The sequence below is a fragment of the Kitasatospora sp. cg17-2 genome (genome assembly GCF_054031055.1).
Genome location: NZ_CM132923.1, coordinates 3916882 through 3941436 on the forward strand (window position 1 = coordinate 3916882; position 24555 = coordinate 3941436).

General features: G+C 74.6%; 23 protein-coding genes. 7 read left to right on the plus strand and 16 right to left on the minus strand.

The window, feature by feature from the left end; genetic code table 11:
- Nucleotides 1-3: 3 nt before the first annotated feature.
- From ACW14Y_RS16205 to clpS, 3 genes are all read right to left on the minus strand, one after another.
- A complete protein-coding gene (locus ACW14Y_RS16205; protein ID WP_380302720.1) occupies nt 4-1458 on the minus strand; it encodes an amino acid permease in 1455 nt (484 codons plus the stop codon).
- Between the two features lie 226 nt (nt 1459-1684).
- Nucleotides 1685-2260, minus strand: coding sequence for a DUF2017 domain-containing protein (locus ACW14Y_RS16210; protein ID WP_380302719.1), 576 nt, complete (start codon nt 2258-2260; stop codon nt 1685-1687).
- 97 nt (nt 2261-2357) lie between these two features.
- Nucleotides 2358-2651 (minus strand): ATP-dependent Clp protease adapter ClpS, encoded by a 294-nt coding sequence (gene clpS, locus ACW14Y_RS16215; protein WP_030394235.1) that lies wholly within the window; start codon nt 2649-2651, stop codon nt 2358-2360.
- Between the two features lie 287 nt (nt 2652-2938).
- Here clpS and ACW14Y_RS16220 point away from each other — a divergent pair, with 287 nt between their 5' ends.
- Both ACW14Y_RS16220 and ACW14Y_RS16225 read left to right on the plus strand, forming a co-directional pair.
- Entirely contained in the window at nt 2939-4255 is a 1317-nt protein-coding gene (locus ACW14Y_RS16220) for a nicotinate phosphoribosyltransferase (RefSeq protein WP_380302717.1), read from the plus strand.
- 221 nt (nt 4256-4476) lie between these two features.
- Entirely contained in the window at nt 4477-5067 is a 591-nt protein-coding gene (locus tag ACW14Y_RS16225; RefSeq protein WP_380302715.1) for an isochorismatase family protein, read from the plus strand.
- Nucleotides 5068-5134: 67 nt separating this feature from the next.
- On the opposite strand, the gene ACW14Y_RS16230 is transcribed toward ACW14Y_RS16225, so the two are convergent.
- Complete coding sequence (locus ACW14Y_RS16230) at nt 5135-6172, minus strand: hypothetical protein (protein ID WP_380387067.1); 1038 nt, start codon at nt 6170-6172, stop codon at nt 5135-5137.
- A 256-nt stretch (nt 6173-6428) separates the two neighbouring features.
- On the opposite strand from ACW14Y_RS16230, the gene ACW14Y_RS16235 reads away from it, so the two are divergent.
- Entirely contained in the window at nt 6429-7373 is a 945-nt protein-coding gene (locus ACW14Y_RS16235) for a hypothetical protein (protein ID WP_456987328.1), read from the plus strand.
- 540 nt (nt 7374-7913) lie between these two features.
- Nucleotides 7914-8381, plus strand: coding sequence for an RNA polymerase sigma factor (locus ACW14Y_RS16240; RefSeq protein ID WP_380302709.1), 468 nt, complete (start codon nt 7914-7916; stop codon nt 8379-8381).
- A 111-nt stretch (nt 8382-8492) separates the two neighbouring features.
- On the opposite strand, the gene ACW14Y_RS16245 is transcribed toward ACW14Y_RS16240, so the two are convergent.
- Both ACW14Y_RS16245 and ACW14Y_RS16250 read right to left on the minus strand, forming a co-directional pair.
- Nucleotides 8493-9098: a DinB family protein gene (locus ACW14Y_RS16245; protein WP_456987330.1), complete on the minus strand. Its 606-nt coding sequence runs from the start codon at nt 9096-9098 to the stop codon at nt 8493-8495.
- 75 nt (nt 9099-9173) lie between these two features.
- Nucleotides 9174-9569 (minus strand): winged helix-turn-helix transcriptional regulator, encoded by a 396-nt coding sequence (locus ACW14Y_RS16250; RefSeq protein WP_456987332.1) that lies wholly within the window; start codon nt 9567-9569, stop codon nt 9174-9176.
- A gap of 128 nt (nt 9570-9697) precedes the next feature.
- On the opposite strand from ACW14Y_RS16250, the gene ACW14Y_RS16255 reads away from it, so the two are divergent.
- Nucleotides 9698-10357: an NAD(P)-dependent oxidoreductase gene (locus tag ACW14Y_RS16255; protein ID WP_456987334.1), complete on the plus strand. Its 660-nt coding sequence runs from the start codon at nt 9698-9700 to the stop codon at nt 10355-10357.
- A gap of 4 nt (nt 10358-10361) precedes the next feature.
- On the opposite strand, the gene mycP is transcribed toward ACW14Y_RS16255, so the two are convergent.
- The 4 genes from mycP to ACW14Y_RS16275 form a co-directional block, all read right to left on the minus strand.
- Nucleotides 10362-11549, minus strand: coding sequence for a type VII secretion-associated serine protease mycosin (mycP, locus tag ACW14Y_RS16260; protein WP_456987336.1), 1188 nt, complete (start codon nt 11547-11549; stop codon nt 10362-10364).
- Nucleotides 11550-11685: 136 nt separating this feature from the next.
- A complete protein-coding gene (locus ACW14Y_RS16265; RefSeq protein WP_456987338.1) occupies nt 11686-13185 on the minus strand; it encodes a WXG100-like domain-containing protein in 1500 nt (499 codons plus the stop codon).
- Nucleotides 13182-13634 (minus strand): hypothetical protein, encoded by a 453-nt coding sequence (locus tag ACW14Y_RS16270; RefSeq protein WP_380387084.1) that lies wholly within the window; start codon nt 13632-13634, stop codon nt 13182-13184. Before ACW14Y_RS16270 ends, ACW14Y_RS16265 begins: the two co-directional genes overlap by 4 nt.
- A 94-nt stretch (nt 13635-13728) precedes the next feature.
- Nucleotides 13729-14478, minus strand: a complete 750-nt coding sequence (locus ACW14Y_RS16275; protein ID WP_456987340.1) for an endonuclease V — start codon at nt 14476-14478, stop codon at nt 13729-13731.
- Between the two features lie 275 nt (nt 14479-14753).
- Between ACW14Y_RS16275 and ACW14Y_RS16280 the strand changes: the two genes are divergently transcribed.
- Nucleotides 14754-14981 (plus strand): hypothetical protein, encoded by a 228-nt coding sequence (locus ACW14Y_RS16280; RefSeq protein WP_402723891.1) that lies wholly within the window; start codon nt 14754-14756, stop codon nt 14979-14981.
- 9 nt (nt 14982-14990) lie between these two features.
- On the opposite strand, the gene ACW14Y_RS16285 is transcribed toward ACW14Y_RS16280, so the two are convergent.
- Nucleotides 14991-15731 (minus strand): RDD family protein, encoded by a 741-nt coding sequence (locus tag ACW14Y_RS16285; RefSeq protein ID WP_456987342.1) that lies wholly within the window; start codon nt 15729-15731, stop codon nt 14991-14993.
- Nucleotides 15732-15907: 176 nt separating this feature from the next.
- Entirely contained in the window at nt 15908-17434 is a 1527-nt protein-coding gene (locus ACW14Y_RS16290) for an RDD family protein (protein ID WP_456987344.1), read from the minus strand.
- 513 nt (nt 17435-17947) lie between these two features.
- Between ACW14Y_RS16290 and ACW14Y_RS16295 the strand changes: the two genes are divergently transcribed.
- A complete protein-coding gene (locus tag ACW14Y_RS16295) occupies nt 17948-18364 on the plus strand; it encodes an SsgA family sporulation/cell division regulator (RefSeq protein ID WP_266269651.1) in 417 nt (138 codons plus the stop codon).
- 200 nt (nt 18365-18564) lie between these two features.
- Here the strand turns inward: ACW14Y_RS16295 and ACW14Y_RS16300 are convergent, their stop codons facing one another.
- The 4 genes from ACW14Y_RS16300 to ACW14Y_RS16315 form a co-directional block, all read right to left on the minus strand.
- On the minus strand, nt 18565-19965 hold the full coding sequence (locus ACW14Y_RS16300) for a glycosyltransferase 87 family protein (protein WP_380387096.1): 1401 nt from the start codon (nt 19963-19965) through the stop codon (nt 18565-18567).
- Between the two features lie 243 nt (nt 19966-20208).
- A complete protein-coding gene (locus tag ACW14Y_RS16305; RefSeq protein ID WP_456987346.1) occupies nt 20209-21876 on the minus strand; it encodes a glycoside hydrolase family 18 protein in 1668 nt (555 codons plus the stop codon).
- A 268-nt stretch (nt 21877-22144) separates the two neighbouring features.
- Complete coding sequence (locus ACW14Y_RS16310) at nt 22145-23743, minus strand: HAMP domain-containing sensor histidine kinase (protein WP_380387099.1); 1599 nt, start codon at nt 23741-23743, stop codon at nt 22145-22147.
- Complete coding sequence (locus ACW14Y_RS16315) at nt 23740-24465, minus strand: response regulator transcription factor (RefSeq protein WP_380302681.1); 726 nt, start codon at nt 24463-24465, stop codon at nt 23740-23742. Before ACW14Y_RS16315 ends, ACW14Y_RS16310 begins: the two co-directional genes overlap by 4 nt.
- Between the last annotated feature and the right edge of the window lie 90 nt (nt 24466-24555).

The following is a 24555-nucleotide window of genomic DNA, read 5'->3' on the forward strand; positions in this document are numbered from 1 at the left end:
GTCTCAGTGGGTGTCGGCGCCGTCGCCGGCCGCGTGCAGGTGGTCGTGGGCGACCGCGTGCACCGCCTCGGGGCGGCGGCGCTTGAGCACCTGGTAGCCGACGACGAGCAGGACCGCCCAGACCGGGAAGACGTACAGCGAGATCCGGTTGTCCTTGTCCAGGGCGATCAGGACGACCACGAACACGAGGAAGGCGAGCGAGGCCCAGCTGCTCCAGACGCCGCCGGGGGCCTTGAAGGTGGGCGGCGGCAGGTGGCCGCCCTGCCAGGCCTTCCGGTAGCGGATCTGGCAGATGAGGATCATCGCCCAGGTCCAGAGGCCGCAGACGGTGGCGACCGAGGTGATGTATTCGAACGCGCGGGCCGGGACGACGGCGTTGAGGATCACGCCGAGGCCCATCAGCAGGCAGGAGAGGGTGATCGCGACGGACGGCGAGCGGTGGGAGTTGAGCTTGGTCAGCCGTCCGGGGGCCTGGCCGCGCATCGCGAGGTCGCGCAGCATCCGGCCGGTGGAGTACATCCCGGAGTTGCAGGAGGAGAGCGCGGCGGTGAGCACCACGAAGTTGATGATGCCGGCCGCGGCGGGGATGCCGATCTTGCCGAAGGCGGCGACGAACGGGCTGACGCCGGGCTGGAACTCGGTCCACGGCACCAGCGAGAGGATGATCACCAGGGCGCCGATGTAGAACAGCGCGATGCGCCAGGGCAGGGTGTTGATGGCGCGCGGGAGGGTCTTCTGCGGGTTCTCGCTCTCCCCGGCGGTGACGCCGACGAGTTCGACGCCCAGGTAGGCGAACATGACGATCTGCAGGGTCATCACGGTGGCGCCGATGCCCTTGGGGAAGAAGCCGCCGTTCTCCCACAGGTGGGTGATCGAGGCGGTGTCGCCGGCGTCGCTGAAGCCCAGGGTGAGGACGCCGATGCCGATCAGGATCATGCCGATGATGGCGGTGACCTTGACCATGGAGAACCAGAACTCGATCTCGCCGAAGAGCTTCACCGAGATCAGGTTGGCCCCGTAGAGGATCACCAGGAAGACCAGCGCGCTGAGCCACTGCGGGATGTCGGGTGCCCAGAAGCGGACGTAGACGGCGGCGGCGGTGGTCTCCGCCATGCCGGTGACCACCCAGAACAGCCAGTACGTCCAGCCGGTCACATAACCGGCGAAGGGGCCGAGGAACTCCCGCGCGTACTCGGCGAAGCTGCCGGAGACCGGGCGGTAGGTGAGGAGTTCGCCGAGCGCCCGCATGATCGCGAAGATCACCACGCCGGCGACCGCGTAGGACAGGATCAGGCTGGGGCCGGACTTGGAGATCGCGGTGCCGGCGCCGAGGAAGAGTCCGGTGCCGATCGCGCCGCCGATCGCGATCATCTGGATCTGGCGGCTGCCGAGCCCCCGCTCGTAGCCCTCCTCGTCCGGTTTCGCGTCGACGACCTCGTCGTAGAGCTGTTCGGCCATGGTGCACCGTCCTGGATGGGATCTCGTGGTGGGACTCGTGGGGGTGGGGAGCAGTCGTACCACGCCCGATCCGGACAGCGGTGTCCATCTGAGCGATATTTGAGCATGTCCCGATAGGGTTTCGCCCGTTTTGGCCGGAAAAGCCCCGGCCGCCCGTCCAGCATGCGGACGGGCGGCCGGGGCCTGCTTCGCGCCGGGGCGGGCGCTCCTGGGGCGCCCCGGGAGCTCAGTCGGCCATCGCCTCCAGCAGCGACTCCTGCAGCGCGCCGAGCCACAGGTAGGCCATCACCAGCGGCTTGCGGTCGTCGCTGTCCGGCAGCTCGTAGAGGCCCCGCTCGTCCTCGTCGGTGACGTCCAGGCGCACCCCGAGGGTCAGCCGCAGGTCGTTGAGCGCGCCCAGCCAGTGCCGGCACCCGGCGGGGTCGAGCTCGACCGTCCCGTCCTCGCCGCCCAGGCCGTCCAGGGTGCGCACCGCGTACAGCGCGTCCTCCCGCTTGCGGGTGCGCAGGTCCGGCTCGGTGAAGCGGCGGAACTCCCCGGCCGCCTCCCGGGACTCCGGGTCGGCCGGTCCGGCGGGATCCCCGTAGGCGTCGGGGAAGAGCCGCGCCAGCGCCGGGTCCGCGGGCGCCTCGGTCGGCCCCTCCGCGAACAGCGCCGCCAGCGGGTCACCGCCGTCCCCGCCCGGGCCCGGCCCGATCAGCTCCAGCATCTGCACTTCCAGCGAGCGCAGGATGGAGGCCTCCAGCTCTTCCAGCGCGAGCACCGCGCCCCCGCCACCGGCACTCTCGAACAACCCAGCCATCGGTATCGGTCAGCCCGTCTTCGTCTTCGTCGCCGTCATCGTCGCTGTCGCCGTCGTCGCCACCGTCGCCGCTGTCGGCCCGGCCGCCGCCGCGGCCTCAGTCGTGCTGCAGGGTGGCCCAGAGACCGTAGCCGTGCATCGCCTGCACGTCGCGCTCCATCTCCTCGCGCGAGCCGCTGGAGACCACGGACCGCCCCTTGGTGTGCACCTCCATCATGAGCTTCCTGGCCTTGTCCTTCGGATAGCCGAAGTAGGCCTGGAAGACGTACTGGACGTAGCTCATCAGGTTGACCGGGTCGTTGTGCACGATGGTGACCCAGGGGGTGTCCGGTTCCGCCACCGGTACGCCCTCGACCTCCGGGCGCTCGATCTCCACGGGCGCGACACTCACCGCGGGGTCCCTCCTGTCGCCTGGCTCTCCAGGTGGTTCCCACCTGGCCGTCACGTGCTTTGCACGTGCCCCTTCAGCCCCATGCTGCCATCCGGGGGACCTCGGGGCGATTCCGCCCCCGGCCCCGCGACCCGCTCCGGGCCCGCCCGCAACCCGGCCGCCGACCGCCCGCACGGGGCGCGCCGGGGACCCCGGGAAGCACCCCGCGAGGAGCCCGCGACGCGCCCGCCGAGGATCCGCCCCGAGAAATCGTCACTTTGACGCTAAGGGGTAGTAGCATCATCCTCATGGACGCCACTTCCGTGACTGCGGCCGGCTCGACCGCGCTGCTCACCGACCGCTACGAGCTCACCATGCTCCAGGCCGCCCTGCGCAGCGGGGCGGCGCACCGCCGCTCCGTCTTCGAGGTGTTCACCCGCAGGCTGCCCGCAGGCCGGCGCTACGGCGTGGTCGCCGGCACCGGCCGGGTCCTGGACGCCGTGGAGAGCTTCCGCTTCACCTCCGCCCAGCTCGACTGGCTCTCCGACGAGCGGATCGTGGACGAGGAGACCCTGCGCTTCCTCGCCGACTACCGGTTCACCGGCGACATCCACGGCTACCCCGAGGGCGAGGTCTACTTCCCCGGCTCCCCGCTGCTCACCGTCGAGGGCAGCTTCGCCGAGGCGGTGATCCTGGAGACGGTGATCCTCTCGATCCTCAACCACGATTCGGCGATCGCCGCCGCCGCCTCCCGGATGACCTCCGCGGCCGGCGGGCGCCCGGTGATCGAGATGGGCGCCCGGCGCGCGCACGAACGGGCCGCCGTCACCGCCGCCCGCGCCGCCTACGTGGCCGGCTTCACCGCCACCTCCGACCTGGAGGCCGGCTTCACCTACGGCATCCCGACCACCGGGACCGCGGCGCACGCCTTCACCCTCGTCCACGACAGCGAGCGGGACGCCTTCCGGGCGCAGATCGACTCGATGGGCCGGGGCACCACCCTGCTGGTCGACACCTACGACCTGCGGGAGGCCGTGCGCACCGCCGTCGAGGTGGCCGGCCCCGAGCTGGGCGCCGTGCGGATCGACTCCGGCGACCTCACCCTGCTCGCCCACCGGGTCCGCCGCCAGCTGGACGAGCTCGGCGCCACCGGCACCCGGATCATCGTCACCTCCGACCTCGACGAGTACGCGATCGCCGCGCTCGCCGCCGCCCCGGTGGACGGCTACGGCGTCGGCACCAGCCTGGTCACCGGCAGCGGGCACCCGACCTGCGCGATGGTCTACAAGCTGGTCGCCCGGGCGGCCGGGCCGGACGGGCCGCTGGTGCCGGTCGCCAAGCGCTCGGCCGGCGGCAAGACCAGCGTCGGCGGGCGCAAGTGGGCCGCCCGGCGGCCGGACGCGGACGGCGTCGCCGACGCCGAGGTGGTCGGCACCGGAACGGTCCCGGCCGAGCTGGCCCCGCACCTGGTGCAGGTGCCGCTGGTCAAGGCCGGCGAGGTGGTCGGCCGGGAGCCGCTGCAGGCCGCGCGCGAGCGGCACGTCCGGGCCCGGGCCGCGCTGCCGCTGTCGGCGACCCAGCTCTCCAAGGGCGACCCGGTGCTGACGACCGAGTTCCAGGTGTGACGCCGGGGCCGGCGGGGCGGGGCCGTACGGCGGATCGGCGGCGCGGACCGCCGTGACGGTTCGTGGACGGGTCGAGGGGCCGGGCCCTCCCCGGGCCTTCCGCCCCCGGATGCCACTGCCTACAGTCGACCGTAGAGTTCCCCTCACACGGGGCCTGAGGTCCCCTCACGCCCCCTCCCCACGTCCTCCGCAGGACCCCACCGGACCGAGGAATACCAGCCATGCACCGGGCACTGATCGTCGTCGATGTGCAGAACGACTTCTGCGAGGGCGGCAGCCTGGCCGTCGCGGGCGGGGCCGAGGTGGCCGCCGCGATCACCGACCTCATCGCCGAGTCCGCCCCCGGCTACCGGCACATCCTCGCCACCCGGGACAACCACATCGACCCGGGCGACCACTTCTCCGACGACCCCGACTACGTGCACAGCTGGCCGGTGCACTGCGTCGCGGGCACCGAAGGGGTCGGCTTCCACCCGAACTTCGCGCCCTCCGTCACCTCCGGCGCGATCGAGGCGGTCTTCGACAAGGGCGCCTACGCCGCGGCCTACAGCGGCTTCGAGGGCGTGGACGAGAACAACCGGGGGCCCGCGGAGTGGCTGCGCGAGCGGCAGGTCACCGAGGTGGACGTGGTCGGCATCGCCACCGACCACTGCGTCAAGGCCACCGCGCTGGACGCGGCGCGGGCCGGGTTCAGCACCCGGGTGCTGCTCGACCTCACCGCCGGGGTGGCCGCGCCGACCACCGCCGCCGCGCTGGACGAACTGCGGGCGGCCGGGGTGGAACTGGTCGGCACCCCGTTGCTCGGGGGCTGAGCCGGGCCCCGACCCGGCGGTTCGGATCTTCCGGCGCCCGCGGCGTCCGCTCCGGGCTCCTGGGCGCTCACCGCTCGGTGACCAGGAGTTCCACCACATCGGTGCCGCCCAGCCGGAAGGCCTCCCGCAGTTCGGCGCCCACCGCGTCCGCGTCCTCGGCCAGCCGGGCGCCGGAGACGTACACCACCCGGACCCCGAGGTACTCCATCCGGTGCTGCCCGCCGCGCACCCAGGCCGCCTCGCCCTCGCTGACGCAGCGCAGCTCCGAGTCGACCTCGACCGCGACACCCGCCCGCGGCCAGTAGAGGTCCGGCACGGCGACGTAGGTGCCGCCGCGCATCCGCAGCTCCGGGGAGGTCAGCGGCACCGGCAGCAGCCACTCGTCCACCAGCTCGCCGACCCGGTCCAGCACCCGGTCCCGTTCGGCGGCCAGCAGGCCGTCCAGCACGGCCCGCACCCGGGGGTCGGCGGTCAGCCCGGACTCGGCCAGCTCGGCGGCCAACTCCCCCACCGAACAGTGCAGCTCGGGCCGGCCGACGGCCTCGTGGAGCACCTCCCGGACCGGCGCGGGAGCGAACACCCCGGCACCGGCGCCGGCCGTCCACTCGGCGGAGGTCCACTCGCTCAGCGCGTCGGCCACCGCCCTGGCGACCGGCGCGCAGGCCAGGCCGTGCACCGAGCGCGCCACCAACTCCCGCTCGGTGCGCCGGATCCGCACCTCCCCGGCGTCCTTCAGCCGGCGCTGGCGCGGCACCAGCACGTCCACCCCGGTGACCGCCGGCAGCCGGGGCACCGCGGCGAAGCCGTACAGCGCGAGCGCGGCCGGGCCGGTGATCACCGCCCCCTCCCGACTGCCCTCCTCCCGGCCGTTCTGCGCCGCGTACAGCAGCGCGGCCCACATCCGCTGCTCCGGCGAGGGTTCGCCGGACTGCATCAGATAGACCCGGGGAAGCATCCGCCGCCAGGGCCCGCCGCGGCGGCAGTGCTCGCTGACGACCCGGGACGGCACGCCCCTGGCGCGCAGCTGACCGGCGGTGAGGACGTTCTGCTGACGGCGCGCCAGCTCCTCCAGGGAGGGCGGCGGCGTGGGAATCCGGTAGTTCATGCCGACACCATCCCCAACGCTCCGGAGCCTTTCCCGGCCGCCTGACGCACTGTTACCCAACCGTCGCGAAACCGGGACCAGCCCGCACTAAAGTCCTCATACCCTCACCCATTCGGAGGAATGGGTGATCATCGTTTTGTCATACTCGATCACTCTCGATCGACCACCAGGCCGTCTGACCGTCCGTGACCAAGCACATACGGCAAAGTCACCTCCGGGCGTCACTCCAGCCCGCCGGATTGCCTACCCTTAGTACATGTCACGTGACGAGACCGCCGGCCTCCGCGCGGCCCAGCTCCGCCTCGGACGCCTGCCCGGATACGTCCGCCGGCCGGACCCGGCCCGCCGCAGCGGCGCACAGGGCCATACTTACAAGAAGGGCTGGGAGGTCCGCTTCACCGCGCGCAGCGAAGCGGAGATAGCCGAGATCCGCGACCTCGTGGTCGCCGCCGGATTCGCGCCCGCCCGCCCCTTCTTCAAGGGCCATCAACTGATCCAGCCCGTCTACGGAATGGCGGCCGTCCAGGCCTACCTGGCGGCTAGACAGGCGGCCGAGGAACAAGCGGCGCGCACCGCCCCCGGGCGAGCCCGGGGGGCCTCCGGGGCGGCCCGCCTGCGCGCGGCCACCAGGGCCGCGCACGAGGCCGCCGAGGGCACCGCGCACGAGTTGCGCGAGCTCCGGGAGGACCCTGGCCGCGAAGCCGCGGAGCATCCCGCCCCCGTGCCCGCCGCCCGGGACGGCGCGGCTCCGGACCGTCCGAAGCCGGACCGTACAACGCCGGACTGTACGGCCCCGGACCGGGGTTCGCCGGACGGCGTCCCGCCGGACGTCGACGCGCCCGATAGCGCGGTCCCCGATACCGAGGTGCCCGATACCGACGCTCCGGACGCCGACGCGCCGGGGACCGAGGCGCTGGGGACCGAGGTGCTGGCCGCAGACCTGCCGGACGGCAGCGCGGCGGGACGCGGGACCTCGGACCACGGCACGGCCGGCGTCCGCCCCGAGGACCTCCGGGGCCGGGAGCACGAACGGGAACGGCTGGCCGTGGCCGAGGAAGTGGCCCGCACCGCAGGGGCCGCGGCTGCGGCGGCCGCGCGACGCGCCCGTCGCCGGGCCGCGGAAGCCTTCCCCGCCCAACTCGCCCGGAGCACCGCCCCGGACGACCTGACCGCTCCGACGAAGACCCGCAACACAACCTGACAGTTCGTCAACTCTCTGCTCGTACACGGCGATCCGCCGACGAAGGGCCGGGCACGCGGGACGCGTGCGACGGGGCCGGCCCACCGCCCCTCCCGCTCCCGAACCGCGCCGCCAGGCCGCTGCCCGCGTCATCGCCGCAGCCCGGCCCGGCCCACCCAGCGCGCGAGCGGTAGTGCGACCGGTGGTGCGGGCGCGGCTTCGCGCCGCAGGCGTGGACGGGAACCGCCGAACCGCTTACGGTGGCACATCACACCCCTCGCGGTGGCGCACCGACCGATCCGCCACCGCGGCCGTGCCACCCCGCTGACCGGCCACGAAGCACCGCACCTCAGCCTCTGACACCACTGCGCAGCACTCCACGCCCCTCCGCCACCGCCGCACCGCACGCCGGACCCCACCCGGCCACCGCCGGAACCGGCCGCACGGCGACTCCTTCCGGGCATTCCATCCGATTGGTAACCCAGCGCACCGAGCGCCTACCGTAGAGTGAGCACAGATGATCGACCGTCAGATGCCCATCTCACTTGCCGAGAAGCCGAGATGACCCAACGCCACGACAGCACCGCCGAGCCACCCCCGGGGCCCGGCGACCCACCCGCCGTACCGCTGGAGTTCGCGGCCTTCTGCGAACTGCACCGGCCGCGGTACCTCAGCTACGCCCGGGTCTGGCTGCCCGACCCGGACCGGGCGACCGGCGCCGTCCAACAGGCCTTCGCCGAAATCGCCGTCCAGTGGCGCGAATTGCTGGGGAGCTCGAATCCCACCGCGCACGCCTGGCAGATCCTGCGCGCCACCGTCGACGAGCACACCCGGCAGAGCGGCCTGCCCGCGGCCCGCCCCGCCGCCGCCCAGGACCGTCCCGGCCACGCCGCCGACGACGACCTCGCGATCCTGCACTACGTCGTCGGTCTCGCCGCGCCCGAGATCGCCGACGTCATCGGCACCGACACCGCCAGCGTGGCCGGGCGGCTCCGCCGCACCATGCTGCGTGAGGCCTCCGGCTGGTGAGCCGCCCCCGGGCCCTGCCCGGCCCGCAGCGGCCCGCCCGGGCCCGCCCACGGGCCGCACACAGGCTCGCACGCAGGCCCGCAGACCGGCCCGCGCACCGGCCCCCCGCGCTCAGACCCGCTCGCCCGTCACGTCGTACAGGTGGTGGACCGGGTCGTGGATCAGGTAGCGGGCGAACGACTCGACCGTGAACCGCGCCCCGTCGGAGCGGTTGCCGGTCCGCGCCCACCGCGCGCCCGCCACCCCCTCGAACGCCGCCGCCAGCGCCTCCGCGGCCTCCACCAGCTCCACCGCCACCACGGCCGGCCGCTGCTCGCCGTAGCGCTCGGCGACCGCCGTCGCGTCCTGGTCCCAGTTGGCGAACAGCGGGTCGTCCTGGTCCAGCATCAGGTCCAGCCGGACGCGGAACAGCCGGAAGACATCGCGGACGTGGCACGCGTATTCGAGGTCCGACCAGATCTCCGGACGCGGACGGCGGCGCAGCGTCTCCGGGTCGCCGCCCAGCACCGCCGTCCAGCCGGCCGCGTTCGCCCGGACCATCCCGGCCACGTCCTCCCGCACCACGGCGCCGGCGTCCAGCCCGCAGTCGGCGCAGGGCTGCTCCAGCACCCAGGTCCAGTCCTTGGTGTCGGGGACGATCGGGTCGGCGGCGGTGACCTCGGCGGCCTCGTCCGTGGTGACGGCGGGCTCGGGCGAGGTGTGCTCGGAATCGGTCATGCGCCCAGGATGGCCGCGCCCCGACCGCTCCCACCAGCGGCGTCAGCGCCAGCGGTCACCGAAATCCTGCCAGCCCTACCGCTCCGCGAGTTCGGCAGCCCGCTCGGAGGCCGCCCGGGCGGCGAGCAGCTCCGCCAGATTCGCCCGGCTCCAGTCGCACAGCGCGTCCATCGGTCCCAGCAGCGTCCGCCCGAGCGGCGTCAGCGCGTACTCGACCCGCGGCGGGTTCTCCGCGTACTCCGTGCGCTCCAGCACGCCGTCCTGCTCCATCGACCGCAGCGACTCGGTCAGCACCTTCGCCGTGATCCCGACCAGCGGCACCCGCAGCTCCGAGAACCGGCGCGGGCCGCCCTCCAGACAGCGCAGGATCCGCCAGGCCCACTTCTTCCCGCCCAGCACCGGGACCGTCGGCACGGGGCAGTCCGGGTCGAAGAGGTCCGGTGGCAGCGGCGCGGGCACGGTCCGAGTCATCCCCCGACCGTAACCGAACGGCGGCCCCCGCCGGTACCGTTGAAGTAACCGGCACCCCCCGGTCTACCGTCACCGCGACGGCGGACGGCCCCCCTTGGCCCCGCCCCGACCCACCGACGGAGACCGCCATGGACCGCACCCCCGCCACCACCACCGACCTCGTCGTCTTCGGCGCCGGCGGCCAGGTCGGCCGCGCCGTCGTCGCCGAGGCCCGACGCCGCGGACTGACCGTCACCGCCGCCGTCCGCTCCCCCGAACGGCACCCCGACCTGGCCGGCCCCGGGATCACCGTGGTCCCCTGCGACGTCACCGACCCCGCCGCCGTCGCCACCGCCGCCCGGGGCCACGCCGCCGCCGTCAGCACCGTCTACACGCCCGACGTCCCCTCCGGCGAGTTCTACCCCGCCGCCACCCGTGCCCTGATCGCCGGCCTCGCTCGTGCGGGCGTCCACCGCCTCGTCCACGTCGGCATCGCCACCACCCTGGAGACCGCCCCCGGCGTCGCCGTCCACGACGACCCCGCCTTCCCCGAGGCCCACCGCGCCTTCTCCCTCGGCCACGCCGCCGCCCTCGACCTGCTCCGCGACTCCCCCACCACCCTCGACTGGGTCGTCGTCACCCCGCCCCTCGACCTCGACCGCACCGCCCCCGGCACCGGCCACTACCGGGTGGGCGGCCCCCAGGTCCTCGGCGAACGGATCGCCCAGGCCGACCTCGCCACCGCCGTCACCGACCAGCTCGCCGGCCCGGCCGCCCGCCACCGCGAGCAGATCGCCGTCGCCGAGTAGGCCCTCAGCCCTGCCGCGGCGGCGGATACCCCTGGTACGCCGCCGCGGCCGCCCGCTCCCGCCGACGCCGCCCCCGGACCACCAGCACCGCCACGACTCCCCCCACCGCCACAACACCGGCTACCCCCGCGGCCGCCACCGCCACCCACCGCACCCCGCGGTTGCCCCCGTCCGCCACCGGCGCCGCGGCCTCCGGCGACTCCCACGCCTCCTCGGTCGGCGGCGGCACCGTGCCCTGCGACTCCGCCCGGCCCAGCAGCGGGTTCTCCCGCGAGCCGCTGTCCACCGCCGGATTCGCCTCCAACGCCTTGCCCGGCGCCAACACCCCGTAGCCGTAACGGTTGCTGGGGACGGCCGAGCCGTCGCCGGGTGCGGAGGCGGACTTGATCATCCGGTTGATGACCTGCCCGGCGGAGAGCGACGGGTACTTCGCGCGGATCAGGGCGGCGGTGGCGGAGACGTAGGCGGTGGCGTCGGAGGTTCCGTTGCCGAGGCCCTGTGCACTCGTCGACTTGGCACCAGCCAGGGGAATGTCCGCGCCGGGCGCCACCAGGGTGGTCTCGGGGCCGACGTTGGACTTGCTCCAGAGCTGGCCGTTCTGGTCGACGGCCCCGACCGCGACCACCCCGGGGAAGGCTGCCGGGTAGAGCACAGAGCTCGTCTCATTGCCTGTGCTTGCCACCAGGACCACGTCCTTGTCGACCGCGTACTTGACCGCCGCACGTTCCTCGGGATCGGTCCGGGAGAGTCCACCGATGGACATGTTGATGACGCTCGCACCGTGGTCGGCTGCGTAGCGGATCGCCAGGGCAAGCTCCGACTGCAGCGAGAGCGACTCCCCCTCCATCGGGATCCGAACCGGAAGAATCTTGGCCTTGGGAGCCAGACCCATGATGCCGGCCCCATCGCCGTGGCCATGGCCGGCGATGAGACTGGCCATACCGGTTCCGTGGCCATTGGTGTCCACGGTGCCGTCGGTGTTCGCCCCGGTGAAGTCCTTACCCGCCAACACCTGCCCGGTCAGGTCTCGATGGTCCTTCAACACGCCGCTGTCGATGACCGCGACCGTGACACCGTCTCCCTGCGAGACCGGCCAGACCGCAGACTCGGCCCGGTACGTGGCAAGCGGCCACTGAGAATCCCTCACGCTGTCGGCGCGGGACACCCCGGCGCCGGCGACTACCAGCAGCACCCCCGCCAACACGGCTGCCCCACGACTCAGACGCCTGCCAGTCAAGCCCTGCCACCCCACTCAGCGCAGAGGCTGCCCCGGATCCGAACGACCCATTGGGCAACCGATCGATTCGCCTGGGCCCGAAGGCCGGTCGTCATTCCACCACGTTCGGATTTGCGGGCTTGTCAGACGCCCAGGTCTCCTCGTCCTCGACCAGGTAGTCGGGACGTCGCCGCTTCTTCTCCTCATCCTCCCGTCCCCTGCCAGAGCTGCCGAGCGGCATCAATGGCGTCTGCGCAGAAGGACTCCTGCCACCGGTCTCCGGCTGGATCCGCCCCCGCACTCCCAACCCCGAACCGCCTTCGGTGAAGGCCTGCTTTCCTCCACCCCCCTTGCCTGGCCGGTCACCTGTACCGACGATCGTGCCTCCGGCGCGCCCGGCTGCACCTCCGGCAGTGCCTCTCCCCCGGGTAGAACCGGCGCCGGACATCCCGCCACCGCTCGCACCGGACATACCCTCCGCACCGAAGGCCGCGCCGCTACGACCGGCGGTGTTCCGACCCGATGTCCGCTCCTTGCCGACACGTGCGGCCTCAGGCTCCGATGTGTCGCGCCGGGCCCCAGCGACAGGAGAGAACGGCTGCGCTGTCCCGCTCGGATGAGGAGATGTGCCCCCATTCCCCTGCGATGCGACGGGCTGGGCCGCCGAGCTGCTCGGCAGAACTTGATTGCCGCCGCTCCCCGACGTACCGAGCAAGGACGTGCTGCCGGGGTCCGGCGACTTCCTGCCGGGCGCCGAGGAGGACCCAGGCTCGTTGCCGTCCACGACCGTTCCGGCGCCGAAACTCACCGGCACGGACTTGGGTGGCGACATGGCAACCCCACCTTTGACGCCGGGGTCGGAGGGGGCGGGTGGTGGTGTCGAGTACGCCGGACTCGCTGCCGGGGAGGCCGAACGTCCGGTACCGCCGGTCCGTGGATCCGCCACCCCCGTCTCCCGTGGCCGGGAGACAGGCACCGTGCCCGCCCCGGAGTAGCCTGCTCCGGCACCGCCGAGGAAGCCACCGACAGCCGCGTATCCACTTGCTCCGGTGCCGTCGTCCTCAGGCAGATCTGTGTAGTCGTTCTTACCTCCCGGCTTCGCCGGCGGCGGCGGTGGCTTCAGCATCGGGGCGGCCGTGCGGTAGTGCATGGCGAGGGTCTGGAGGACGGTGGCGGCTTCGGCCTTCTTCTGGTTGGCGAGGTCGGTGCGGGCGTCCTCGTCGTCGGCGCCGAAGAGGGAGGAGAAGGTGTCGCCGACGCCGTCCTTGAACTGGGCCCAGCCGCTGGGTTCCTCGGGCATGTTGCGCTTGGCCTCGGCGATGGCCTCGGAGACCGCCTTGAGGGTGATGGCCGCGTCGTTGGCGTAGGAGGCGGCGGTGTTGATGGTGGTGGCGAGGTGGAGCATGCGGGTGTGGAAGGCGTCGCTGGTGCTGCCCTCCCAGGTGGTGGCGGCCTCGGTGCTGGCGCGGGTGAGGGTCGTGCGGATGGCCTTGAGGGTGTCGGCGGCGCGGCGCCAGGGGTCGGCGGCGGCCATCACCTCGCCGGGGTTGAGGGCCTGGACCATGGCGCGGAGTTCGGCGTGGCTGAACTGCCGGAAGTCGGTGTACTTCATCGGACGCCCTTCCCGTCGTCGTGCCGGGCCGGGGCGGTGGTCCGGGCGTAGGCGGCGGTGCTGGTGGCGGAGGGGTTGGCGACGGACCAGCCGTCCTCGCCGAGCTTCAGCTTGGTCCTGGTGCGGTGTTCCTGTTCCTCGTAGTTGGTGGCGGTGAGTTCGGCCTTCTTCTGGGCCTCGTCGACGGCTTCCTGGAGCTGGTCGAGGACGTCGCGCAGGCCGTCGCGCATGGTCTGGTAGCGGCCGTGCAGGTCGGTGGCCTCGGCGAAGGTGCCGAGGGCCTTGGGGCCGATGCCGCTGCGGCCGTGGGTGGCGGTGCCGTCCGCGTGGTGCTGGAACTCGGCCAGGAGCAGCCGCACCTGGGCGGCGAAGGCGCGCAGTTGTTCGACCTCGACGCGGTAGCCGCGTCCGGACCCGCCGGTCGATCCTGTTCCGTTCCCCGTTGCCACTGCGGCGCCTCCCCCGTGCGTCCGGCCGGTGTGTCGTTCACGGTTCTGCTGATCCGGTCATGTCTAACACACGATCCAGGCTCCTGGCGTGCCGTCAGTTCACGTCCGACGCAACGACGGTGGTGCCGCTGGTGCCGTTCGCGGTGAGGGCGGTGAGGGCGCGGCGGCAGAGCGAGTCGGCGTGCCGGGTGGTTTCGGGGAGGCGGTAGTGGGGGGCGAGGGCGAGGGTGGTCCCGACGGCTTCGGTGAGGCCGATGCGGTGCCCGACGGAGACGAAGACGGGTTTGACCCCGGCCCGGGTGCGGACGGCGCTGCCGACCTCCTCCCCGGTGGCCGGGTCGGTGAGCGGGGTGCGGTCGCCGCGCTCGGGGCCGGGCGGCAGGTGGTCGAAGACGAACGGGGTCTTGGCGACGCCGAGGGTGCGCAGGCCGGTGAGGACGCCGAGGTGGCTGGCGAGGCCGAGGCGACGGGGGTGGGCGAGGCCGTAGCCGTCGCAGACGACGGTGCCGGGGCGGTGGGTGAGGGTGTCGAGGGCGTCGAGCACGGCGGGGATCTCGCGGAAGGCGAGCAGGCCGGGGATGTAGGGGAAGGCGATGTGCCCGGTGGCGGTGGCTTCGTCGACGACGGCGAGGGTGGCGAGGTCGAGCACCACGGCGGCCGCGACGACGAGGTCCCGTTCGTCGTCGTAGGCGACGTCGACGCCGGCGATCAGCCGGTCGTCGCCGACCGAGGAGGAGGCCGCAGCCGCGCCGATCGCCCCGGTCGGGTCGACGAGCGGGCGCAGGCGTTCCTGTTCGGCGAGCGCCTCGGCCTCGGTGGTGGGCCAGTCGGCAGGGACGGGCACGGCGGTTCCCCCTGGTGCGTGGTGCGGCGGTGCGGTCGGGCCCACGCTACCGAGCGGGGCGGACGGCGTCGGGGGCGGTTCCGTGAGCCCGTGCGCCCCCCGTGCCCCGGGCGCGCCGGGCTAGCCTGGGAGGAATGCCGCGGACGACCGCCGGAACGCGCCGAACGCCCTTCCCCCGCACGGTTTCCCCGCCGCGGCCCGGGCGGCACCGGGGCGGCCGGTGCCCGCCCCGGCGACGGCCCGCCCGTTCCCCCCGACGCGCGAAGGACTCCGCCATGTCGCACCGCCCGACCACCGCGCAGTTCGCTCTCGGTGTCTTCACCGTGGTCGCCGCCACGGTCGCCCTGCTGGCCGCCACCGGTGTCTCGGCCGTACCGGGGGTCGCCGCGGTGGTGCTGTTCGCACTCGCGCTGGGCACCTTGGTGACGGCGCTCGCGGCACGTGCCCCGCACGCGGCCGACCGGCGCGCGGACCACCGCACGCCGGTCGGCGGGCACGAATAGGAGACCGGTTCAGGCCGTGGAGACCACCACGGTCTTCGCGGCCTTGTCGTGGATGCACTGCCGGTACGGCTTGTCGAACACGCCGAACAGGCCGTCGATCAGCCACCAGAGGACGGCGCAGCAGATCACCGCGGGCAGGATGAAGACCGCCGACCTGGTCCAGGCGGCCGACTGGGTCGGGGTGTTGCCGTCGACCAGCATGGCGACCCGGACCTTCATGGCCTTCTTGCCGAGGGTCTGGCCGTCCCGGCCGAGCATCACTCCCTCGTAGACGAGCCAGATCCCGCAGGCGAGCCAGAACGAGCCGGCCGAACCGGAGCGGTCGGTGAGGCTGGCGAAGGGCAGGACCAGGATCACGGCGACGGCCTGGACCAGCAGGTAGTCGATCAGCCGGGCGAGGATCCGGTTGGGCCAGGTGCCGAGCGGGGGCATCCCGGGGACGGGGCCGCCACCGGGCGTGCCGTACCCGGCGGGACCCTGGCCGGGCGGCGGCTGGTCGTAGGGGCCCTGGCCGTAGGGGCCCTGGCCGTAGGGGCCCTGGCCGTACGGGCCCCCGCCGGGGGCTCCGCCGTAGGTGCCGCCGTACGCGCCGGGGCCGCCGGCTCCGGGGCCACCGGGGGGCGGCGGGGTGCCGTACGGGTCCGACGGCGCACCTTCCGGCGTGCCGCCGCCCTGCTGCGGGGGCTGCTTGCCGAAGGAGGGCTTGCCGCCCCCCTCCGGCTCGGGGCCTGAGGGGTCGTAGGTACTCATTCCCCGAGTAGAACATCACGCATTCTGTGGATTTGGGATATTCAGTCCGTTTTGTCGACCGAGGCCACCGGAGCGGCGGACGGGCGGCCGCCAGGGCAGGACGGCGGGGCCGGGCAGGGGCGGGGCCGGACAGGAGCGGGGCAGGACGGCGGGGCAAGCGCGGGGCAGGGCGGGACTCAGAGCCGGACGACCCGGGTGCGGGCCGCCCGGTCGTTCCAGCCGCGCCGGGCCTGGCGGTCGAACAGCGGCCAGAGCAGGCCGACCACCAGCAGTGCCGACAGCTGTCCGACCAGCCAGCGGACCAGCGAACGACCGAGCCCGGGACGGTCCGGGGCGGCGGCCGAGCCCGCCCGGGCCGTGGCGACCACCCGGATCCGGGCGAGCCGCTTGCCGAAGGTCTGGCCGGTGCGGGCGGTCGGCAGGGCCTCGTAGAGCAGGCCGACGAAGAGCAGGATGCCGAGCAGGACGGCGACCTTGCCGAGCACCGTGCCGTCCACCAGCCAGACGTCCGTCTGACGGCGGGTGAGACTGCTGGCCATCCGGGCCTGGTCGAGCTTGCGCTGGAGGTGGGCCTCGACGGAGCGGCCGAGCGGGACCCCGGCGGCGACGGCGACCACGGCCAGCACGGCGGTGTCGACGAGCCGGGCGAGGAGCCGGCGGCCGAGGCCGGCGGGGCGGAGCACCGGGGCCGCCGAAGCGCGACGGCGGCGGGGGGCGGGGGGCGGCGTCCGGGCGGGCACCGCGGCAGCAACGGCCCCGGCGGCAACGGCCCCGGCGGCGGCAGCCGGACGGCGGGCGGGAGCGACGGCGGACGGGGGCGGCTCGACGGCCTCCACCGCGTCCGCCACCTCGACCGGCTCCGGCTCCGGCGTCGGCTCCGGCTCCGGCTCCGGCTCCGGCCGCGCCGGGAGTTCCACGACGGCGGACGCCGCCGGGGCAGAGACCCTCGGCCCCGGGACGGGACGCGGCTCGTCCGGGTCGGGAACGGCGGGCGACACCGGCGCGGCGAGCGGCCCCGAGGGCGACACGGAGAGCGGCACGGCGCGCGGCACGGACGCCTCGCCCGCGGCGGGCGGCTCGGCGGACACCGCGCCGGACGGCTCCTCCGCCCCGGGCAGCACCCCCCAGGAGACCCACCGCGGCGCACTCCCCGTCTCCATCAGGCCGCGCTGCGCCCGGGGGTCCGCCTGCCAGCCGGCCGGCTCCGGTGCCGCGTGGGCTGGTGCCTCCGGCACGGGGTCGGGCGCCGGCCCCGCCGCCCCGTCGACCACCACCGGTCCCCCGCCGGGGCGGAACACCGGACCGTTGTCCGGGGCCGTGAAGGTGAACGACGCCCCGCCCGCCGTCCGGTCCAGGTACACCGGCCCGGTGTCCCCGCCGGACGCCGGTTCCGGCACGGGCCGAGTCGCGGGCACCGGCCCGGACACGGGCACCGGCACCGGCACCGGCACCGACTCGGCGACCACCGGCGGCGGCACGTACCGGGCCCCGGCGCCGGCGCCCGCCGCCGCGGGGCGGCGGGTCGCGTACCGCGGCGGCTCCAGCACCTCGCCCTCGGCCGGGGCCGCCCTGCTGGTGCCGGGCACCCAGGCCGAGCCGCCCCAGTAGCGGACGAAACCGGGAACGGACGGGTCGGGGTAGTAGCCCGGCGCGGGGCCGGCCGCCGTCTCCGTGCTGCCGCCCGCGTGGGGCCGGTCCGTCATGGGGGTCTCTTTCCTGGCAGGGCCGATGCGGCTCGCCCGGCGAGCGGGTGTGCGCGACGGTGGCCCGGGCGCCCCGGATGGCTCCGCCGTCGGCGCGCGCGAGGGGGGGTACCGCCGAAGAGGCGGACAGTCGCCGGGCAGTCACAAAGCGTAGTGCCTCGGCGGGGGCGCGGTGCGAAGTTGCCCATTCGGGGGACAGCCCGGGGCCGCCCACGGTAAGGAAGACGGCGCACATGCCCTACCGCGCGCCCACCCTTCACCCTTCACCACTCCGTGTACCCCCGGCGACGGACCCGGCGCGGAGTCCCCCGAGGAGCCCCGCCCGGCGTCCACCCCGGAATTCGCCCAGGAATTCGCCCAGGTGCCCACCCGGACCGTCCACCCACCCGTCCACCGACGTGTCCCGGGCCGAAGAAATTCCGGAAACCCGTGTAAGAGCGCTCCCGGGCCGCGCTCTCCCAGGTGCAAGGGCCCGACAGCGGGCACGAACCGCAGGCAGAGAGGAACCCGATCATGGAGCGCCCGACGAGCGTGGTCGAGCACGAGCTGGAGCTCAACCTGGTGCTCTCCCCCGAGCACAGCGTCCCCGTCCCCGCCCGGCTGTCCTACGGCAGCCACGACCCGTACGCCGTGCACATCACCTTCCACCTGGACACCGGCTCGCCGGTCACCTGGGTGTTCGCCCGCGAGCTGCTGGTGGAGGGCACCTTCCGGCCCTGCGGCCAGGGCGATGTGCGGATCTGGCCCACCCGCTCGGGGCGGCGCAGCGTGCTCTGCATGGCGCTGAGCTCCCCGGCCGGGGACGCGCTGCTGGAGGCGCCGCTGCCGGTGGTGGCCGCCTGGCTGGAGCGGGCGCACCGGCTGGTGCCGCCGGGCAGCGAGCTGGCCGCGCTGGACATGGACGGCTCGCTGGCCGAGCTGCTCGCGTGAGGCGTCGCGTCCCCGCTCGGCGGGCCCGGCGCCGTGCGGAGCACGCCGTGCCGACCCTCGGGGGTCCCCCCGGTCGAGGGCCGGGGTCGGTCCGGCCGGACCGACGGGGCTCCGCCCGTACCCGCGCGGCCGTCACCGGCACCGGCACCGGTCCGGCGGCCACCGGCAGCCGTCCGACCGTCCCCGGGGGCCGGGCCGAGTCAGCGGGCCGCGGGGGCCTGCTGACGCTCGCGCGCGGAGTCCGACGAACCGCTGTCGCGCTGACCGGGCAGCGCGGTCGGCGCCGCCCCGGCCGCCGCACGCCGGGCCCGGACGCGTAGCGCGGCGGCCAGCAGGAAGCAGATCCCGACGAGCGGGTAGACCGAGGTCGGGATCTGGTGGAGCGGCGACAGCTCCAGCACCAGCGCGCCCTTCGGCTTGGCGAGCCACATCGCGAACGACAGGAAGGCGATCAGCGTGGCCCCGAAGGCGAGCCGCCAGCGCAGCTTGCGGACGGCGGCCGGGCGGGCCCGTTCGACCGCCGCCTCGGAGCCGAGCAGCACCAGCAGGGGCACGCACCAGACCCAGTGGTGGGTCCAGCTGATCGGCGAGATCAGGACGGCCGTCACGGCGGCGCAGCAGACGCCCCACGCCTCGGAGCGCGCCAGCCACCGCGAGCTGCGGGCGGCCCAGGCGGCGACGCCGAGGCCGGCCGCCGCGACGGCGACGGCCGCCAGGGTGCCGGTGAGGCCCGGTGCGGGGGTGTGCAGCAGTCGGGCGACGGCGCCGCTGAGCGCCTGGTTGTCGACGATCTCGGTCTTGCCGACCCGCGAGGAGTCGTAGAGGTACTTGGTCCAGAAGCCCCAGGTGGCGTCGGGCAGGACGAGCGCGCCGAGCAGGAAGGTGCCGAGGAAGGTCGCGCCGGCCACGAACGCCGCCCGGATCCGGCCGGTGAGCAGCAGGTAGACCGCGAACAGGCCGGGGGTGAGCTTGATGCCGGCGGCGATGCCGATCGCGACGCCCTTGCTGCGCTTGCCGTCGGGCCGGGTGAGGTCCCAGAGGATGAGGCAGGCCAGGGCGAGGTTGATCTGGCCGTAGCGCAGCGTGGTGTAGACGGGTTCCAGCCAGACGCCGGCGCCGGTGACCAGGATCACGCCGATCGCGCGGAGGTCCCGGCGCGGCCAGCCGACCAGCTTGAACGACAGGTGGGCGAACAGCGCGAGCAGCCCGAGGTTGCAGAGTGTGATCGCGACCCGCAGGAACGGCACCGGGAACCAGGTCGTCGGCACGAACAGCATCGCGGCGAACGGCGGGTAGGTGGCGGGCAGGTTCCACTGGGTGACGCGCAGGCCGTAGAGGTCCCCGCCGTTGACGACGGCGGCGCCCTCGGCCCGGTAGACGATCATGTCGACCATCGAGGTGTGCGCGAAGTGCCGCACCACCGCGTAGCCGAGCAGTGAGACCAGCGCGAGCACGGAGACGGTCAGCAGCGGGCGGCGCGGGGCCTCGCGCAGAGCGCGGACGGGCGCTCCGAGGGCCGTGCGCAGCCGGTCCGACAGGGGGGCGGGCGTCAGGTCGGGTGGGGTGTCCACCGCGCCGCGCTCGTCTTGCACCGCTGTCACTTCTCGCTCCGTCCGCCGATCGGCCAACCAGCGACGATACCGGATGCCCGGCGGACGGGCCGATCCATCGCCGTAACAGAGAGTGATGGCCGGGGGATTGGAGCCGGCCGGCCGTGCCCCGTTGCGGTCGGGGCACGGACGGCCGGAGTCGGTGCGGCGGACGGATCCGCCCGGGTGCCGCGCGAGGTCGGCGGGCCCGGCGGGCCGGTCGGCGGCGGCCCGTGACGGGCCCCGGCGGGCCGGTCAGCCGGTGTAGGCGCCCAGGGCCCGGGTGAAGTCCAGCGGCTGCTGGACGATCGAGCTGCAGCTCGCGTCCGCGTACGCCTTGGCGCCGCCCTCGCAGGCCTTGTCGCGGGTGCCGGACCACATCGCCAGCCAGGCCAGGTGCTTGGTCCCGGCGAACTCGGCGAGCTGCTTGGCGTCGGCGACGGTGAAGACCTCACTGGCCACGTCGTTGACGCCGATCATCGGGGTGACCGCGACCCGGCGCCAGGCGGCCGCGTCGTCCAGGCCGAGCACGCTCTTCACCTGGGCCTGGGTGGCGGTGGCCGCGGCGATGGCGTAGGTGCCCATCCGGCCCTGCGGGGAGGGGGCGACCCCGTCGCCGTAGTCCATCGCCATGATGTTGACCGCCCCGATCGTCACACCGTTGTTCTTGGCGTCGGCGACCAGGTTGACGCCCTCCTGGGTCAGTCCGGAGGGGAGTGCGGGCAGGGTGAAGGAGACGTCCAGGGCCCTGCCCTTGGCGGCGGCGTTCTTCTGGAGCTGGGCGATCGCCTGGGCGCGCCGGGTGTTGGCCGCGGTGTTGGCGATCGCGCCGCCCTCGACGTCGAAGTCGAGCCGGGTGAGGCCGAAGGCGTCGACGGTCCGCTGGTAGACGGCGGTCAGGTCGGCGACCGAGGAGCAGGCGAGGGCGAGCTCGCTGCCGTTGGCGCCGCCGAAGGAGACCCGGACGTCGCCGCCGATCGCCCGCAGGGCGCCGATCCGGGCCGCCACCGCGTCGTCGGCGAGTTCGGTGACGCCGCCCCACTTCGGGGTGCAGCCGCCGCCGGAGACGACGAAGGCCAGGGTGAAGTCCTTGACCCCGGTGGCCTTGGCGGTGGCGACCAGGTCGTACGGCGGGTAGAGCGAGGTGTCGACGTAGGGCGCGAAGCGGCCGCCGCCCGTCGGGGCGGGGGTGCCGGTCGCGGTGGCGGTGGGCGCCGGGGTGGTGGGCGCGGCGGTGGCGGTCGTGGTGGCCGTCGGGGTCGGAGTGACCGGGGTGGTCGGCCGGACGGTCGCGCTGCCGGTCGGGCTCGGCGCCCCGGTGGTGGGCCGGACGGTGGCCGTCCCGGTAGCGGTGGCCGAGGCGGAGGCCGTCGGGGTCGGCGGGACGGACGCGGACGGCGAGGCGGACGCCGAGGCCGTCGCGGTACCGGTCGGGCGGCCGGACGGGGTGGGCACGGTGCCGTCCCCGGCCTTGCAGGAGGTCTTGTTGATCAGGCAGTTGCCCGGCTCGGCCTGGGCCGCGCCGGTGCCCTGCGCGACGTAGCCGACCACGACGCTCCGCCCGGGCTCCAGCCGCTTGCTCCACTCCTGGGGCCGGACGGTGATGTGCCCGCCCTCGGCGGTGAAGGTGGCGTTCCAGAGCGAGTCGATCTTCGCGCCGGCGGGCAGGTCGAAGGTGAGCGTCCAGTCCTCGATCGCCCGGTCCGCCGGGTTGGTGACCAGGTACTGGCCGGTGTAGCCGGAGTCCCAGCCGCTGGTGCGGGTGTAGACGGCACCGAGCGGGGCGGCGCTGGCCGAGGAGGCGAGGACGACGACGCCGCCGGCGACCAGGGCGGCGGCGACCGCCGAGGCGCCGAGCACGGTGCCCCTGCGGCTGCGCCGACGGCGGCCGCCGGGGCGGCGGTGGGGCTGCTGGGTCGTCATGGGGCGTACCTCCGGGGCTGGCAGATGCGCGGTCGGGGGGTGACCGGCGCGGCCGACGCGGACGACGCTAGTGGGGCCGAATGGCCGGAATCCGTCTGCTGAGCCAGGGGTAGAGCTCCCTTACGGCGCGCTTAAGAAAGAGGTCCTCCGACCCGCGCCCCGACCCGTCCTCCGACCCGCGCCCCTGCTCGTCCCCGCCCGAACCCCGCCCCGCTCCCGCCCCGGACCGGCGCCGAAACCTTTCTTCAAGTGCTCCGCGGCCCCCGACTCAGCGCGTGAACAGCGACCCCCGGCCCCGGCGCCGACCCGTCCGGGCCGGGACGGTGCCGTCCGGCCTGGACCGCAGCCGCAGCCGGATCTCGGCCCCGCCCAGCACCGCCGACCGGCCGAGCGCGAGGTCCCCGCCGGTGGCCTCGGCGAGCTTGCGGACGATGTCCAGCCCGAGCCCGGTCGAGCCCTCGCCGCCGTGGCCCTCGCCCCGCTTCAGGGCGGCCTCCGGATCGGTGAAGCCCGGGCCGGCGTCGCCGACCAGCACGATCACCGAACTCCCGGTGGCCAGCACGTCCACCGAGAAGGCGGTGCCGACCCCCGTGTGCCGGAAGACATTGCCGAGCAGCGCGTCCACGGCGGCGGCCAGGTCCCCGCGCTGGACCGGCACCGGTGTCTCCCGGTCCGCCCCGGCCAACTGCCAGCGGCGGCCCTCGTCCTCGGCGAGCGCCGACCAGAAGCCGACCCGCTCACGGATCACCTCGGCCGCGTCGCAGCCGACCGTGACGGCGGGCGCGTCCTCGGGTGCCCGGCGGGCCGAGCGGATGATCTGGTCGACCTCGCGCTCCAGCTGCGCCACCGCGTGCCGGGTGGCGTCGGCCGCGTCGCCCTCGCCCAGCGAGGCGGCGTTGAGCCGCAGCACGGTCAGCGGGGTGCGCAGCCGGTGCGACAGGTCGGCGGCCAACTCCCGCTCGGCGGCCAGCAGCTGGACCACCCGGTCGGCCATGGCGTTGAACGCGTGACCGGCCTCCCGCAGCTCCTCGGGGCTGCCGGCGGCCTGCTTGCCGTCGACCGGCACCCGGACGGCGAGGTCGCCCGCGCCGAGCGAACGGGCCGCGGCGGCGAGCCGGCGGGCCGAGCCGACGATCCGGGCGCCCATCCGGTCGGCGACCAGCACCGAGACGGCGACCAGGCCGAGCGCGACCCCGGAGAGCACCTGCCAGGCGGTGGCGACGCCCCGGGTGAGGTCGCCGTCGGCCACGAACACCTCGACCACGGCGGTCCGGACGGTGTCCACCGCGACCGGCTGGAGCAGCGCGTAGCCGCCCGGGACCTCGACGGTGAACGAGCGTCCCTGGCCGCCGGCGCTGGCCACATCGGCGGCCAGCGCCCGGACTTCGCCGATGGTCGCGCCGGCGGCCGGCCCCGACCCCGACCCCGCGGCGGCGGTCGCCCCCGTCCCGTCCGAGACCTTCCCCGCCGGGGCCGCCCCGCCCGGGGCCGCCCCTCCCGAAGCTGTCCCTCCCGAAGCGGTCCCACCGGGCGCCGAGGCCACCCCGCCCGCGCCGCCGCCCGGTCCGGACAGCGTCGTCGCCCCCGCCCCGGCCGCCTCGGGCGGCGGCAGGTGCACCGCCATCCGCCCCTGCGCGCCCGCGTCCGTCGAGGCCACCGCCCGGGCGATGGCGTCCTGGTCGGTGGTGATGGCCAGGGCCGGACCGAGCGCCGCCGCCTGCCGCTCCGCGGCCGTGAACGCCCGGTCCCGGGCAGTCTGCTGGACCATCAGGCCGAGCGGGATGAGGAAGGCCAGCGCGACCATCGTGGTACCGGCCACCGCGGCCTTGATCAGGGCCCAGCGCAACGAGTGCCGCAACCGCCTCATGTCCGGCGCTCCACCGGGACGGGCCCGGGCCCGGTGGGATGCCCGGACGCCTCCAGCCGGACCCCGACCCCGCGCACGGTGTGCAGATAGCGCGGGCTGGACGCCGTCTCCCCGAGCTTGCGGCGCAGCCAGGACAGGTGCACGTCGATCGTCTGGTCGCCGCCGTAGGTCTGCCGCCACACCTCGGCCAGGATCTCCTTGCGGGGCACCACCACGCCCGGGCGGGCGGCGAGGAAGGCCAGCAGGTCGAACTCACGCCGGGTCAGGTCCAGCGACCGCCCGTCCAGCGCGGCCTCCCGGCGCTGGAGGTCGATCGCCAGCCCGCCGACCCTGAGCACCTGGCTGACCGGGGCCGCCCCGCCGCCGAGCCGGCGCAGCACGGCGGCCATCCGGGCGCTGAGGTGCTCCCCGGAGAACGGTTTCACCAGGTAGTCGTCGGCGCCGTCGTTGAGCAGCCGGACGATCTCGGCCTCGTCGTCGCGGGCGGTGGAGATGATGACCGGGACGTTGGTCAGGCCGCGGATCATCTTGAGCGCCTCGCTGCCGTCCAGATCCGGCAGTCCGAGGTCCAGGATCACCAGGTCGCAGCCGACCTGGGCGACCTCGCGCAGCGCCTCGAGTGCCGTGCCCACGCTGCGGACCGCGTGGCCGGTGTCGGACAGGTGGCGGATGAGGGCGGATCGTACGAAGGGGTCGTCCTCGACCACGAGCACTGTTGCCATGGGGCTGCACGGTACGGCATCGGCCCCGAATGGTCTGTACCTCGGGGTCGCCCCGGGCAGCGCTTCGTGAACCTTCGGGAAGGGTTCGCC